At 67.7% G+C, this 14,952-nt stretch carries 10 protein-coding genes and 1 riboswitch; of the genes, 5 read left to right on the top strand and 5 right to left on the bottom strand.

The window, feature by feature from the left end:
- Positions 1-5: 5 nt before the first annotated feature.
- Positions 6-88: riboswitch (S-adenosyl-L-homocysteine riboswitch) on the bottom strand.
- Between the two features lie 123 nt (positions 89-211).
- On the top strand, positions 212-2,728 hold the full coding sequence (locus AC13GI_RS17895; protein ID WP_482996960.1) for a S9 family peptidase: 2,517 nt from the start codon (positions 212-214) through the stop codon (positions 2,726-2,728).
- Between the two features lie 234 nt (positions 2,729-2,962).
- The gene (gene ppc, locus AC13GI_RS17890; RefSeq protein ID WP_482996959.1) at positions 2,963-5,674 is read left to right on the top strand and encodes a phosphoenolpyruvate carboxylase; all 2,712 of its coding nucleotides are present in this window, start codon (positions 2,963-2,965) and stop codon (positions 5,672-5,674) included.
- Positions 5,675-5,741: 67 nt separating this feature from the next.
- Here the strand turns inward: ppc and AC13GI_RS17885 are convergent, their stop codons facing one another.
- Both AC13GI_RS17885 and metK read right to left on the bottom strand, forming a co-directional pair.
- The gene (locus tag AC13GI_RS17885; protein WP_025876535.1) at positions 5,742-6,248 is read right to left on the bottom strand and encodes an acyl-CoA thioesterase; all 507 of its coding nucleotides are present in this window, start codon (positions 6,246-6,248) and stop codon (positions 5,742-5,744) included.
- 141 nt (positions 6,249-6,389) lie between these two features.
- Entirely contained in the window at positions 6,390-7,601 is a 1,212-nt protein-coding gene (gene metK, locus AC13GI_RS17880; protein ID WP_049468504.1) for a methionine adenosyltransferase, read from the bottom strand.
- A gap of 313 nt (positions 7,602-7,914) precedes the next feature.
- Between metK and olsF the strand changes: the two genes are divergently transcribed.
- The 3 genes from olsF (at position 7,915) to AC13GI_RS17865 (ending at position 11,611) form a co-directional block, all read left to right on the top strand.
- Positions 7,915-9,624 carry a bifunctional ornithine lipid synthase OlsF gene (gene olsF, locus AC13GI_RS17875; RefSeq protein ID WP_482996958.1) on the top strand — a complete coding sequence of 570 codons (1,710 nt, stop codon included), beginning with the start codon at positions 7,915-7,917 and terminating at the stop codon, positions 9,622-9,624.
- The gene (locus AC13GI_RS17870) at positions 9,621-10,421 is read left to right on the top strand and encodes a UDP-2,3-diacylglucosamine diphosphatase (protein ID WP_099820276.1); all 801 of its coding nucleotides are present in this window, start codon (positions 9,621-9,623) and stop codon (positions 10,419-10,421) included. The genes olsF and AC13GI_RS17870 overlap by 4 nt, the downstream gene beginning before the upstream one ends.
- Before the next feature lie 155 nt (positions 10,422-10,576).
- Complete coding sequence (locus AC13GI_RS17865; protein WP_380657783.1) at positions 10,577-11,611, top strand: metal-dependent hydrolase; 1,035 nt, start codon at positions 10,577-10,579, stop codon at positions 11,609-11,611.
- A 90-nt stretch (positions 11,612-11,701) separates the two neighbouring features.
- On the opposite strand, the gene AC13GI_RS17860 is transcribed toward AC13GI_RS17865, so the two are convergent.
- The 3 genes from AC13GI_RS17860 to AC13GI_RS17850 form a co-directional block, all read right to left on the bottom strand.
- Complete coding sequence (locus AC13GI_RS17860; RefSeq protein WP_099820274.1) at positions 11,702-12,529, bottom strand: methyltransferase domain-containing protein; 828 nt, start codon at positions 12,527-12,529, stop codon at positions 11,702-11,704.
- Positions 12,530-12,539: 10 nt separating this feature from the next.
- Entirely contained in the window at positions 12,540-13,535 is a 996-nt protein-coding gene (dusB, locus tag AC13GI_RS17855; protein ID WP_380657790.1) for a tRNA dihydrouridine synthase DusB, read from the bottom strand.
- 433 nt (positions 13,536-13,968) lie between these two features.
- Positions 13,969-14,934, bottom strand: a complete 966-nt coding sequence (locus AC13GI_RS17850; RefSeq protein WP_380657781.1) for a ribokinase — start codon at positions 14,932-14,934, stop codon at positions 13,969-13,971.
- Between the last annotated feature and the right edge of the window lie 18 nt (positions 14,935-14,952).

Genomic DNA, 14,952 nt, shown 5'->3' with positions numbered 1-14,952 from the left:
TCGCATCTGGCCGGGCGCCGTTGTTGCAAAGCCACCTGGCCGAGCCTGGCCGGTCTCAGAGGATCCGGTCGCAGCGCCCCTCGGCAGGGGAGGATGCCCATTATATCGCGCCTCCGCTGTGACACAGCGATGACCCAACCATCGGCAGATGGGCGGATGTGCATGGCCTGTTAAGGTCGAGGGCTTCACGCAGCGAACAGGTGGAACAATGATGAGCACGCACGCACGCCGCAACCGGCGCTTGACCGGCCTGGTCCTGTCGATGGCCCTGCTGGCGGTGGTCCCGCAGGCCTGGGCTGCGGCACCGCAGGCGGCCACGGCGCAGGCGCAGGGCGTGGCCGGCTACGAGCTGCCCTCGGCCGCACTGCAGGCGGTGGTCGACGCGCCGCGGGCGCCGTCGCTGTACCTGTCGCCGCGCCGCGATGTCGCCGCGCTGATGCAGATGCCGTCGCTGCCGTCGATCCAGGTGGTGGCACAGCCGGAGCTGAAACTCGCGGGCCTGCGCATCAATCCGAAAACCTTCTCCGACAGCCGCTTCAGCTTCGGCCAGAAGCTGTGGCTGATGAATGTGGCCGACGGCAAGGAGCGGCAGATCAGCGGGTTGCCGGCGACGTTGTCGATTGCCAGCCTGACGTGGTCGCCGGACCAGAAGTGGCTGGCCTTCAACCAGGTCGATGCCGCTACCGGTGCCAATGAGCTGTGGCTGGTGGACGTGGCCGGCGGCAGTGCCCGTCGTCTGGTCGCCGGCCTGAACACCGTCCTGGGCAGTGGCTACCAGTGGTTGCCGGACAGTCGTGGGTTGGTGGTGTTCACCCGCCCGGCCAACCTGGGCGCCGCACCGGCCGCGGATGGCATTCCGACCGGCCCGGCCGTGCAGCAGACCAGCCAGGGGGGTGGCGTGGTCTCCATCCGCACCTATCAGGACCTGTTGAAGAACGAAGCCGATGCGCGCCAGTTCGATTACTACGCCACCACCCAGCCGATGGAGGTCAGCCTGGACGGGCAGCGCCGTGCCATCGGTGCGGCCGGCATCTTCATGGGCTTTGCGGTCTCGCCCGATGGCCGCTTCGTGCTCAGTCAGCCGGTGCAGCGCCCGTACTCCTACGTGGTGCCGGTGAGCAGTTTCCCGCGCCGCATCGAAGTGCTCGACCGCAGCACCGGCAAGCTGGTGCATACTGTGGCAGTGCGTCCGCTGGTGGAAGGCCTGCCGACCGGCAACGATGCCGAAGTGACCGGCGTGCGTGACATCAGCTGGCGCGGCGACGCCGATGCCACCCTGGTGTGGGCCGAAGCGCAGGACGGCGGCGACCCGAACAAGGAGGCCAAGGTGCGCGATGCGGTGTTCATGCAGGCCGCACCGTTCGACACGCCGCCGGTGACCCTGGCCCAGCTCGGCAGCCGCTACGCCGGCATCAGCTGGGGCCGTGGCGACCTGGCCCTGCTCAACGAATCGTGGTGGAAGACCCGTCGCAGCAAGACCTGGTTGATCGCACCGGACAACGCCAGCGCTGATGCCAGGCTGCTGTGGGACCGCGATGCGCAGGACCGTTACGCCGATCCGGGTCGGCCGCTGATGACCAGCGATGACCGCGGCCGCTCGTTGCTGCAGACCACCGCCGATGGTGGCAGCCTGTACCTGGCCGGGGCCGGTGCATCGCCGGAAGGCGACCGTCCGTTCGTTGATCGCTTCGAGGTGGCCAGCGGCAAGGCGACCCGCCTGTTCCATTCGCAGGCACCGACCTACGCCGCACCGGTGACGTTGCTGGATGCGCAGGCCAGTTCGCTGCTGATCAGCCGCGAGAGCCCGGATGAACCGACCAACTTCTACGTGCAGTCGCTGGCCGACACCCATGCCGCACCGCGCGCGCTGACCCACTTCGCCCATCCGCTGCCGCAGCTGAAGGGCGTGCAGAAAGAGCAGATCCGCTACAAGCGCAAGGATGGCGTGGACCTGACCGCGACCCTGCTGCTGCCGCCGGGCTACGACCCCAAGCGCGATGGTCCGCGGCCGCTGCTGATGTGGGCCTACCCGGGTGAGTTCAAGAGCGCGGCGGCCGCCAGCCAGGTGACCGATTCGCCGTACCGCTTCAACGCGATCAGCTACTGGGGCCCGCAGGCGTTCCTGGCCAAGGGCTATGTGGTGTTGGCCAGCCCGTCGATGCCGATCATCGGCGAAGGCGACAAGGAACCCAATGACACCTACATCGAACAGCTGGTGGCCAATGCGCAGGCCGCGGTGGACGAGGTGGTGCGGCGTGGCGTGACCGATCGCGAGCACATCGCCATCGGCGGCCATTCCTACGGTGCGTTCATGACCGCCAACCTGCTCGCGCATACCCGCCTGTTCAAGGCCGGCATCGCCCGCAGCGGTGCCTACAACCGCACGCTGACCCCGTTTGGTTTCCAGGCCGAAGAGCGCAACTACTGGCAGGCGCAGGACGTGTACCAGAAAATGGCGCCGTTCAATTACGCCGACCGGATCAAGAATCCGATCCTCTTCATCCATGGCGTGGACGACAACAACTCGGGCACCTTCCCGCTGCAGAGCGAGCGCATGTTCGCTGCGGTGAAGGGCTTGGGCGGCACGGCCCGCCTGGTGATGCTGCCGAACGAATCGCATGCCTACCGCGCACGCGAATCGATCATGACCATGCTGGCCGAAAGCGAGCGCTGGCTGGAGCAGACTCTGGGCCCGGTGCAGCAGGACAAGGCCAGGAAGAAGCGCTGACCCGCATGAGGGCGGCCCCGCAATGGGGGCCGCCTGTGCGGCTGCGCCGCCGCCCGAGCATGGGCTCGGGCGCTACACGGTATGGCGCGTGATGACGTCTGTAGAGCCGAGCCCACGCTCGGCTGCTTCTGCTGCGGATACGTGCAGATGAAACCATTTCCGCATCGCAGCATCGTGCGTAATCTGGTTTAGGCTTGGGGTCTGGATACGTTGACCGAGGCCTGTGCGTCGCCGATGAACGAGTACCGCAGCAGTATCGAGTTCGCTTCCCCCGATCTTCCCCTGCGTGACGACGTGCGCCGTCTCGGTGCACTGGTCGGCGACCTGCTGGTCGAGCAGGTGTCGGCCGCTTTCCTCGATGACGTCGAGGACGTGCGTACGCGTGCCATCGCCCGTCGCGAGAACCAGGCGCCGCTGTCCGAGCTGGCCGATGGCCTGGCCGGGCGTGCGCCGCTGCAGGCCGAGACCATGGTGCGTGCGTTCAGCACCTACTTCCAGGTAGTCAACATCGCCGAGCGCGTGCATCGCATCCGCCGCCGTCGTGACTACCAGCGCGCCGTTGCCGCCGCACCGCAACCCGATGGCCTGCAGGATGCCTTGCAGCACCTGAAGGCACAGGGCGTTGGCCTGGACGAACTGGCGCAGTGGCTGCCACGCATCGATATCGAGCCGGTATTCACCGCGCACCCGACCGAAGCCGTGCGCCGCGCGCTGCTGGAGAAAGAGCAGCTGATGGTGGCCAGCCTGGTCGACAACCTCGACGGCCAGCGTACGCCCGGTGAGGCCGCTGCCGACGCCGCGCGCTTCCGCATGGCGTTGACCGCCTCGTGGCAGACCACCGATTCCTCGCCGGTGCGTCCGACCGTGGACGATGAGCGCGAACACGTCGGCTTCTATCTGGTGCAGGTGCTGTACCGGGTAATTCCGGTGCTGTACGAATCGCTGCAGCAGGCGCTGCGTGATACCTACGGCGAGGAACTGCCGTTGCCACGCCTGCTGCGTTTCGGCACGTGGGTGGGCGGCGACATGGACGGCAATCCCAATGTGGATGCGCACACCATCCGCAACACGCTGGATGCACAGCGCGTTGCCGTGCTGGGCCAGTACCAGAAGGAACTGCTGCAGCTGGCCAGCCTGCTCAGCCAATCCACCGAACGGGTGGGGGTGAGCGATGCACTGCAGGCGCGGGTCGCGCACTATCAGCAGTTGCTGCCGCAGGTGCAGTCGCGGCCACGCCATGCCGACATGCCGTACCGGTTGCTCAACGACCGCATGCGCGCACGCCTGCAGGCCACGCTGGATGATGCCGACGGCGCCTATGCCGGTCCCGGTGAGCTGATCGACGACCTGCAGCTGATCCTCGACAGCCTGCGTGCGAACCGTGGCGAACATGCCGGCGGCTTCGCCGTGCAGCGCCTGCTGTGGCGGGTGAAGACCTTCGGCTTCCATCTGGCGCGGCTGGATGTGCGCCAGGAATCGAGCGTGCATGCGCGCGCGCTGGCAGCCGTGCTGGGTGGAGATGCTGCCTGGGATGCGTTGGATGCAGCCGGTCGCGCCCGCCTGTTGGCGTCCCATGCCAGTGGTGAAACCCCCTTGCCGGTTGGCGATGACGAGGGCAACCAGCGCCTGGATGCGGTGTTTGCCGCATTGGCCGATGCGCGCACGCGGCATGGTGGCGACGCGCTGGGCAGCTACATCATCTCGATGGCGCACGACCGTGGCGATGTGCTGGCGGTGCTGGCATTGGCGCGTCGCGGTGGCCTGGTCGATGACGCTGGCGACGTGCCGCTGGATATCGCGCCGCTGTTTGAAACCGTGGACGACCTCAAGCGTGGCACTGCAACATTGCGCGATCTGCTGGCCGATCCGGTGTACCGCGCGCATCTGCGTGCACGCGACGACGTGCAGATGGTGATGCTTGGATACTCGGACAGCAGCAAGGACGGTGGCATTGCCGCCTCGCGCTGGGGCCTGCAACGCGCGCAGGTGGAACTGCTGGAGGTCGCGGCCGAAGCGGGCCTGCGCCTGACCTTCTTCCATGGCCGCGGCGGTTCGATCAGCCGCGGTGGCGGCAAGACCACGCACGCGGTCGATGCTTCGCCCCGCGGCAGCATCGATGGTCGCCTGCGGGTGACCGAACAGGGCGAGGTGATCCACCGCAAGTACGGCATCCGCGCGCTGGCGCTGCGTTCGCTGGAGCAGGCCACCGGTGCGGTACTGCGCGCCAGCCTGCGCCCGCGTGCCGCCGAGCCGCGCGAGGAGGACTGGCGGCCGGTGATGGACGTGGTCGCCGGTTCCAGCAGCGAGGTCTATCGGGCGTTCGTCGGCCAGCCGCGTTTCATGGATTACTTCCGCACGGCCACGCCGATCGATGTGATCGAACGGATGACGCTGGGGTCGCGGCCGTCGCGCCGGCTCGGCCAGGATGCGGCGTTGACCAACCTGCGTGCGATTCCATGGGTGTTCGCCTGGAGCCAGGCGCGCGCGGTGATTCCAGGCTGGTATGGCGTCGGCAGCGGCCTGCAGGCGGCGGTGGATGCTGGCCATGAAGCCACGTTGCGCGAGATGGCGCGGGACTGGCCGTTCTTCCGCACCTTCCTGGATGACATCGCGATGGTGCTGTCGAAGGGCGATATCACCATCGCCGAACAGTTCTCGCGCCTGTCAGGCGAGCTGCACGATGCGTTCTTCCCGCAGGTCGAGCGCGAACTGGAACTGACCCGGCACTGGCTGCTGGCGCTGATGGAGCAGCAGACCCTGCTGGACCACGACGCGCGGCTGGCGCTGTCGATCCGCCTGCGCAACCCCTATGTGGACCCGATCAGTGTGCTGCAGGTGGACCTGCTGCAGCGCTGGCGCGAAAGCGGCCGCGAGGACGACGACCTGCTGCGCGCGCTGGTGGCCTGCGTGAATGGTGTTTCGCAGGGCGTGCAGAACACCGGGTGAAATGCATCCGCCGGGCATGGCCCGGCGCTACCCGCTTCGGTGGGTGCGGGGCTTGCCCCGCACGCCTTCATTCTTCCGGTGACGGCGGATTCGACGCCAGCAGTTCCAGATGCCGCTGTTCCATTTCCTGGCGCAGCTGGCGGCGGATCAGTGCGGCGGCCTGGCGGCGCTTCTCGTCCGAGCTGGCCGGCTGCAGTGACGGAACCGGCGTCGGCCGGCCGTCCTCGTCCACCGCCACCATGGTGAAGAAGCAGCTGTTGGCGTGGCGCACGCTGCGCTTGAGGATGTCCTCGGCCACCACCTTGACGCCGATTTCCATCGACGAGGTGCCGGTGTAGTTCACCGAGGCCAGGAAGGTAACCAGTTCGCCCACGGCGATCGGCTGGCGGAACACCACCTGGTCCACCGACAGGGTGACCACGTAGCGGCCGGCATAGCGGCTGGCGCAGGCATAGGCGACCTGGTCGAGCAGGCGCAGGATCGCGCCGCCGTGGACCTTGCCGGAAAAATTGGCCATCTCCGGCGACATCAGCACGGTCATGGACAGCTGGTGGGATTTGAGTTCGGTCGACATGCGGCGATTGTATCGGGCACGCATCGCCCTTGTAGAGCCGAGCCCACGCTCGGCTTTCTTTTTGCCTGCACCAAGAGCAGCCGAGCACGGGCTCGGCTCTACAGAAAGCAGAAGGGCCGCTTGCGCGGCCCCTCGTGTTTCTTACTTCAGCTTCGCATCGGCGCGCAGGGCGGCGGCGCGATCGGTCTTCTCCCAGGAGAAGGCCGTGGCGTTGACGGTCTCGCCTTCGCCGTTGATGTAGCTGAACTCCTTCGGCTTGCGGCCGAAGTGGCCGTAGGCCGCAGTCTGCTGGTACATCGGGTGGACCAGGTCCAGCATCTTGATGATGCCGTACGGGCGCAGGTCGAAGTGCTTGCGGATCAGCTTCTCGATCTTGTCGTCGCTGATCTTGCCGGTGCCGAAGGTGGTGACCGAGATCGAGGTCGGCTCAGCCACGCCGATGGCGTAGGAGACCTGCACTTCGCAACGGTCGGCCAGGCCGGCGGCAACCACGTTCTTGGCGACGTAGCGGGCAGCGTAGGCGGCCGAACGGTCGACCTTGGACGGATCCTTGCCGGAGAACGCGCCACCACCGTGACGGGCCCAGCCGCCGTAGGTGTCGACGATGATCTTGCGGCCAGTCAGGCCGCAGTCGCCCACCGGGCCGCCGATCTCGAACTTGCCGGTCGGGTTGATGTGGAACTTGGTGCCCTTGTGCAGCCACTTGGCCGGCAGCACCGGCTTGATGATCTCTTCGCGGACGGCCTCGATGAGGTCCTTCTGCTTGATGCCCGGGGCATGCTGGGTCGACAGGACCACCGCGTCGATGGCCGAGACCACGCCGTTTTCATAGCGCAGGGTGACCTGGCTCTTGGCGTCCGGACGCAGCCAGGACAGCGGCGAGTTGCGCTTCTTGCGGATCTTGGCCTGCTGCTCGACCAGGCGGTGCGACAGGTGGATCGCCGCCGGCATGTAGCTGTCGGTTTCGTTGGTGGCATAGCCGAACATCAGGCCCTGGTCGCCAGCGCCCATTTCTTCCGGCTTCTTGCGGTCAACGCCCTGGGCGATGTGCGGGGACTGCTTGCCGATCAGGTTCAGCACGCCGCAGGTGGCGCCGTCGAAGCCGACGTCGGAGCTGTCGTAGCCGATGTCCACGATGACCTTGCGGGTCAGCGCTTCCAGGTCGATCCAGGCGCTGGTGGTGATTTCGCCGGCAACGATGGCAACGCCGGTCTTGACCATGGTCTCGCAGGCCACGCGGGCGCGCTGGTCCTGGGTCAGGATCGCGTCCAGCACCGCATCGGAGATCTGGTCGGCAACCTTGTCCGGATGGCCTTCAGAGACCGACTCGGAGGTGAAGAGGTAGCTGGACATCAGGCTTAATATCCTTTGATTCGGATGGAAAGATGGGCGCGAATGATACACGGGGTGCGCCGCCTGTGCATTGTGAACCGGTATGGGTTGCCGGTGGTTAAGGTGTTGTGCCCGCCCGGGCAAGGCCTGGCGGGCATTGCGGGGGCATCGTGCACAGGCAGTGTTCCACTGGCGTGACCATTGCCGCCGCCGCCAGGCCCGGAGGGGCCGGTGCAGGCGCCGTCATCATTCTGCCGCCAAACCGCCATCTGGCTGCCGCCTGTCGGGCGCAGGCTCTCGGCCAACCCGGCCGCCGGGCAGGAGTGGACACGCCATGCAGGAACTCGAACAGCGTCTGCAGCAACGCTATCCCGACTGGTTCCATGGCCGTCGCGGCCAACTGGCCCGGCCCCTGCTGCGCAGCGTCGGACGCTGGTCGCGGCTGGACCGGATCGAGGCGTTCCTGCGCCGCAACGCCGACGTGCGCGGCTTCGACTTCGTCGCCGCCGGGCTGGAGTTCATCGAGGGCCGCTACCACGTCGACCCTGCCGCGCTGGCGCGGATCCCGGCCACCGGACGCCTGTTGATCGTGGCCAACCATCCCTCCGGCGCGCTGGATGCCCTGGCCCTGCTGGATGCGGTCGGCCGCATCCGCCGCGACGTGCGCATCGTCGCCAACGATCTGCTGGGCGCGATCGGGCCGCTGCAGGACCTGCTACTGCCGGTCCGCATCCTCGGTGGCAAGGTCCAGCGCACCAGCCTGCAGGCGGTGGAGCAGGCGCTGGCGGCCGAGCAGTGCGTGATCGTGTTCCCGGCTGGCGAGGTCTCGCGGTTGTCGCTGCTCGGCATCCGCGATGGTCGCTGGCAGCGGGGGTTTGTCCGTTTTGCCCGCGCCGCCGCCGCACCGGTACTGCCGGTGCGGGTGGAAGCGCGCAACTCGGCGCTGTTCTACGGCGCGTCGACCCTGTTCAAGCCGGCCGGTACGGCCCTGCTGGCACGCGAGATGTTTGCCCGCCGTGGCCGGCCGCTGCGGCTGCGCATCGGCGAACCGATGCAGCTGGGGCAGGGTGACCCCGGCGCGCAGCTGCTGGCGGTGCGCCGCGCGGTGTACGCCCTGGGGCGCACTGCGCCGGTTGCCGAAGGCTGTCCGGCAGGGCCCGAGCCGCTGGCCGCGCCGGTGCCGCCGGCACAGGTCGCCGCCGGGATTGCCGCCGCCACCGTGCTGGGGCAGACCGCCGATGGCAAACAGATCCTGCTGGCCCGCTGCGCGGCTGATTCGCCACTGCTGCTCGAGCTGGGGCGGCTGCGCGAACTGACCTTCCGCCAGGTGGGCGAGGGCACGGGGCGCAGTCGCGACCTGGACGACTTCGACCTGCACTACCAGCACATCGTGATCTGGGACGGCACCGCCCAGCGCATCGCCGGCGCCTACCGGATCATGCGTGGCGCGCAGGCATTGGCGCGCCGGGGCCTGGCCGGGCTCTACAGCGCTTCGCTGTTCCGCTATTCCGACGATGCCATCCCACGCATTGCCGAAGGCCTGGAACTGGGCCGCAGCTTCGTGGTGCCCGACTACTGGGGCAGCCGCAGCCTGGATTATCTGTGGCAGGGCATCGGCGCCTATCTGCAATGCCAGCCCGGCATCCGCTACCTGTTCGGTGCGGTGTCGATCAGCGCGGCCTTGCCTCGCGATGCGCGCGAGCAGCTGGTCGCCTATTACCAGCGCTACTACGGTGCGGCCGATGGGCGGGTGCAATCGAACCGGCCGTTCCAGTATTTCGCCGTGCCACCGTGCTTCGGTGAACTGGACGCGGCGGCCGCCTTCGACGTGCTCAAGGCCAACCTCGCCGCGCTCGGCACCGGTGTGCCCACCTTGTACCGGCAGTACACCGACCTGTGCGAACCCGGCGGTGCACGGTTCCTGGCCTTCGGCGTCGATCCGGATTTCAGCGACTCGATCGACGGCCTGATCGAAGTCGACCTGCACGCGATCCGGCCACACAAGCGCAAACGCTACCTGCGCGATGCGGGGATGCCGGCATGAGCACGCTGGCGAACCTGGCACCGCATCGTCGCGCCGTGTTCGTCTCCGATGTGCATCTCGGGTCGCGGCATTGCCATGCCACCGAGCTGGCGCGTTTTCTCGGCACGCTGCGCTGCGAACGCCTGTACCTGGTCGGCGACATCATCGACCTGTGGTGGATGGCACACCGGCGCGCCAACTGGCGGCAGTCGCACAGCGAGGTCATCCTGGCCCTGCACGCGCTGCGGCGCGCCGGTACCGAGATCATCTACATCCCCGGCAACCACGACGCGTCGCTGCGCCAGGTATGTGGGCTGATGCTGCCGGCGATGCAGGTGCGCCGCCGCGCGATCCACACCACGGCCGATGGCCGCCGGCTGCTGGTGGCGCATGGCGACGACTATGACGGTGTCACCCACTTCGGCGGCCTGCAGGAGCGGTTTGGTGACTGGCTGTACTACCGCATCCTCACCGGCAACCATCTGTTGAATGCGGTGCGGCGTCGACTCGGAATGCGCTACTGGTCGCTGTCCGAATTCCTGAAGCGCCAGAGCGGTGCAGCCGAACGTTACATCGAGCGTTTCGTGCAGGCCGGTCTGGATGATGTGCGCCGTCGCGGCCTGGATGGCATCGTCTGCGGACACATCCACCGCGCCGCGCTGATCGAACGTGACGGTCTGGTCTATGCCAATGACGGCGACTGGGTGGAAAGCCTGACCGCGTTGGCAGAGGACCACGACGGCGCGTTGCGGCTGCTGGACCACAACGGGCAGACACTGGTCGAGCTGCCCGGCGCGCGATTGTCGCAGGCGGCGTAAACCGCTCCTGTAGCGTCGAGCCATGCTCGACGGGCGTGCAGGGTGGTCCCGCTGTAGAGCCGAGCCCGTGCTCGGCTGTCGTGGCGCCGAACGAAGCGCAGCCGCGCATGGGCTCGGCGCTACATACACCGCGCGCAACCCGCTAGCATCGGCCGATGGACTCATTGACCCAGATCGTTCTCGGCGGCGCTGTCGCTGCCGCCATCGCCCCGCCCGGACACCGCCGTGCCGCTCTGTTGGCAGGTGCCGCGCTCGGTACCCTGCCGGACCTGGACGCCCTGTGGCTGGGCGTTGCCGCCGCCGACCCGGTGGCGAACATGACCGACCACCGCAGTTTCAGTCATTCGCTGCTGGTGCTGCCGTGGGTAGCGGCGTTGATCTGGTGGCTGTTCAAGCGCTTCGGCAAGGGCAGGGTGGCGCAATCACCGGTGCGCTGGTTCTGGGCGATCCAGCTGGCCTTGGTCACCCACCCCGTGCTGGATGCGTTCACCGTGTACGGCACGCAGCTGTGGTGGCCGTTGCAGCCGCATCCGGCTATGGGCTCGAGTGTCTTCATCATCGATCCCGGCTACACGGTGTGGTTGCTGCTGGGCTGCGTGCTGGCCTGGTTCGGTCGGGCGCGGCCGTGGGCGGGCAAGGTGCTGGGTGTTGCGCTGCTGCTCAGCAGTGCGTACCTGGGCTGGGGGCTGATCGCCAAGGCCCAGGTCGACCGTGCCGCGCAGCAGAGCCTGGCCGCGATGGGCCTGGGTGACGCGCCGCGATTCTCGGTGCCGATGCCGTTCAATACCCTGTTGTGGCGGGTGGTGGCGATGACCCCCAACGGCTACGTGGTGGGTGACCGCTCGCTGGTGGCCGACCACGCGCCGATGCGTTTCGAGGGGTATCCGTCCAACGTGCAGGCATTGCGCGAAGCCGCGGGAATTCCAGCAGTACAGCGTCTGCAGTGGTTCAACCGTGGCTTCATGCGCGCGCAGGTGGTGGACGGCCGGCTGGTGCTGAGCGACCTGCGCATGGGCCTGGAGCCGGACTACACCTTCAACTTCGCGGTGGCCGAGCAGGTTGACGGCCAGTGGCGCGCGATCGTGCCCGAGCAGCTGCGGGTGGACTACAGCAGCCCGGCCGCGCGTGCCGATGCCGGTCGCCGGTTGTCGGCCATGTGGCAGCGCATCTGGCACGAACCCGAACAGTAGATCCGCGCCACGCGTGGATAGGGTGTGCATCGGCGGCGGCAGCCACGCATGGCGTGGCTCTACTGCTTCAATCGGTAGCGCCGGGGCCGCTCAGTACACCGTTGCGCGGCCTTGCACGAACGAATAGAAGAACACCGCGTTCGGATCGTTCTGCACCAGCCGGAACTCGCGGCGCATGCCCTCTACCGTCGCTTCATCCACCGTGCCGGCCTGCAGCAGCTGGTCGGCCGCCGACAGCAGCAGCTGTTCCCAGAACGCGATCATCGTCTTGCGACGTGCCGGTTCGCGGTTGTCCAGGTGGATGGTCTTGATCTCGGTGTGCACATCGCGGAAGCCGCCGGCCAGCAGCAGATTGCCCAGCTTGGCGCCGACGAACGGGTCGCCGCCATGGTCGTACTGGAAATCGTTGAAGGCCATCCAGTAGCGCCAGATATGCGGCGAATACGGATCAAGCAGGAACGAGGCATTCATCACCTCGGTGATGTACACCGGCGAGCCCGGGGCGAGTACGCGGCGTACTTCACTCAGCACGCGCGCGGGCGAGGGCACGTGTTCCAGTACCCAGCACAGGAAGGCCGCATCGAAGGTACGCGCCTCGAATGGCAGTTCGCCGGCATCGGCCTGCTGCAGCGTGTAACGGTCGCTGCACCACGGCGTGCGCGCAAGATTTTCGCGTGCGGTTTCCAGCTGGGTCTCGCTCAGGTCCACGCCGGTCACGTGCAGCTCGGGGAAGCGGCGCAGCAGGATCTCGGTCTGTGCACCCACGCCGCTGCCGACTTCCAGCAGACGCTTTGCGCCGCTGTAATCGATCTGGCCGAAGATGCTCGATTCCAGCAGGCGCGCCTGGGTCATCAGGCGCTGCTGCTCGGTGCCGGAGAACCCGTGCAGGTAGGTCGGGGAAGAAATCGGCGGAGTCATGATGGCGGGCTCAGGCAGCAGAAGACATCGCCGGTTCCCCGGCGATCAGGCGGTCGAAATAGTCGGTGGTCAGCGCGATCTGGCTGGCCGGATCCTCAGCACGGTTGACCACCGCGCGGAACGCGGCATTCTCCGGCCGGTCCTTGGCGTACCAGCCCAGGTGCTTGCGCGCGATGCGCACGCCCTGCGGTTCGCCATAGAAATCGTGCAGTGCGTGCAGGTGGCCGAGCAGGATGTCGCGCACTTCGTCCAGCGACGGCGGCGGCAGTTCCTCGCCGGTGGCCAGGTAATGCGCCACCTCGCGGAAGATCCACGGCCGGCCCTGTGCGGAGCGGCCGATCATCACCGCGTCCACGCCGGTCTGCTGCAGGACGAAGGCGGCCTTCTGCGGCGAATCAATATCGCCGTTGGCGATCACCGGGATGCGCAACGCGGCCTTGATCTCGCCGATCGTGGCGTACTCGGCCTGGCCGGTGTAGTGCTGGTCGCGGGTACGGCCGTGCACGGCCAGGGCGGCGATGCCACTGGCCTCGGCGATGCGGGCGATGACCGGGCCGTTGCGGTGGTCGCAGTCCCAGCCGGTGCGGATCTTCAGCGTCACCGGCACGTCCACCGCGTTGACCACGGCTTCCAGGATGCGCGCGACCAGCTGCTCGTCGCGCATCAGCGCAGAGCCCGCCCAGGCGTTGCACACCTTCTTGGCCGGGCAGCCCATGTTGATGTCGATGATCTGCGCGCCATGGTCGACGTTGTAACGCGCCGCCTCGGCCAGCTGCTGCGGCTCGGTACCGGCGATCTGCACGCTGATCGGCGCCGGTTCACCGGCATGGTCCATGCGGTGGATCGACTTGCGCGTGTTCCAGAAGCGCGGGTCGCTGATGGTCATTTCCGAGGCGGCCAGACCTGCGCCCAGCCGTTTGCACAGCAGGCGGAAGGGCTTGTCGGTGACGCCGGCCATGGGCGCCAGCACGACGTTGGGGGCAATGGAGTACGGGCCGATCTGCATGCGCCCATTGTAGGGCGCGGCCGGCGCCCCGGCGGGGTTGCCGGCCTGCCGGTTCAGGCCGATCCGGACCGACCTCATGCCGCACGGGCATCAACAGATGCTTGACGGTTGCTTCCGTCGCCCCCAAGGGCGGGTGATGGTGGGCGGCTGGGTGTACCGGCGGCGCGCATCCACGCATGGCGTGGATCTACTACGGGCCCGACCCGCTCGGACGGGGCCGTCGCGCCCCGCGTCCCGGTAGATCCACGCCATGCGTGGATGGGGCCGTCGCGCCCCGCGTCCCGGTAGATCCACGCCATGCGTGGATGGGGCCGTCGCGCCCCGCATCCCGGTAGATCCACGCCATGCGTGGATGGGGCCTTGTCCATGAACGTGAAAAGGCCCGGGCATCTGCATGCCCGGGCCCGATCATCATCCCCGCAGGGAGGTGGCGTTATTTCACTTCCGCGTCCGCCGGGGTGAAGCGCGGCATTGCCGCCGCCGCGCCTTCCTTCTCGGTCGAACGACCGGCGAACTGGTTGGCGAAGCGCACGTGGCGGGCGAACGGAGCGTCCGGCACCTGGGCGAGCGAGGCCACCAGCGCACCGTTGAAGGCATCGCCGGCGCCGGTGGTGTCGATCGCCTGCACCTGTTCGGCACCCACGCGGTAATACGGCTGGGTGTCGCCACGCAGGTGCTCGTCGGCATGCGACACGAACACGCCCACCGAACCCAGGGTCACCACCACCGTGCCGTTGCCGACCAGCTTGCGGCACAGCGCATGCAGGCTGGCGCCGTCCAGCGCGGCAACGTCGTTGGCATCCACGCGCTCGCCGACATGACGGCCGAGCAGGGCAGCGAACTCGGTCTCGTTCGGGGTGATCACGTCGGCCAGCTTGAGCAGGCCGATGGTCGAGGGAGCGTCGGCCGGTGCGGTGTTGAGCACGGTGGTGACACCGGCCTCGCGGGCCACGGCCAGCGCCGCTTCGATGGTCTGCACCGGCGATTCCAGCTGCACCAGCACTACCTTGGCGCCGGTCAGCAGGGCCTCCTGTTGCTGCACGAAGTCGGTGCTCAGCGCCGCGTTGGCGCCCGGGCCGATGACGATGGTGTTGCGGCCACGGGCATCAACGTAGATGCCGGCGGTGCCGGTCGGCTCGCTGCTGGCTTCGGCGATCAGCGCGAAACCATCCTGCGCGGCCAGGTCACGGGCGGTGGCACCACCCGCATCGTCGCCCAGCGCACACAGGAAGCTGGTGTCAGCGCCGGCGCGGCAGGCGGCAACGGCCTGGTTGAAGCCCTTGCCACCCGGACCGGTGCTGTAGCGGCCGGCAATGGTCGCACCCGGCGCCGGCAGCGACTCGCACCGCCACACGTGATCGACATTGAAGGAACCGACGACAACGACACTGCTGCTCATAGGGAATCTATTCTCAAA

Source organism: Stenotrophomonas sp. 82F1 (genome assembly GCF_056861525.1).
The sequence above is the reverse complement of the archived record's forward strand: the minus strand, read 5'-3'. Positions and strand labels throughout refer to the sequence as shown.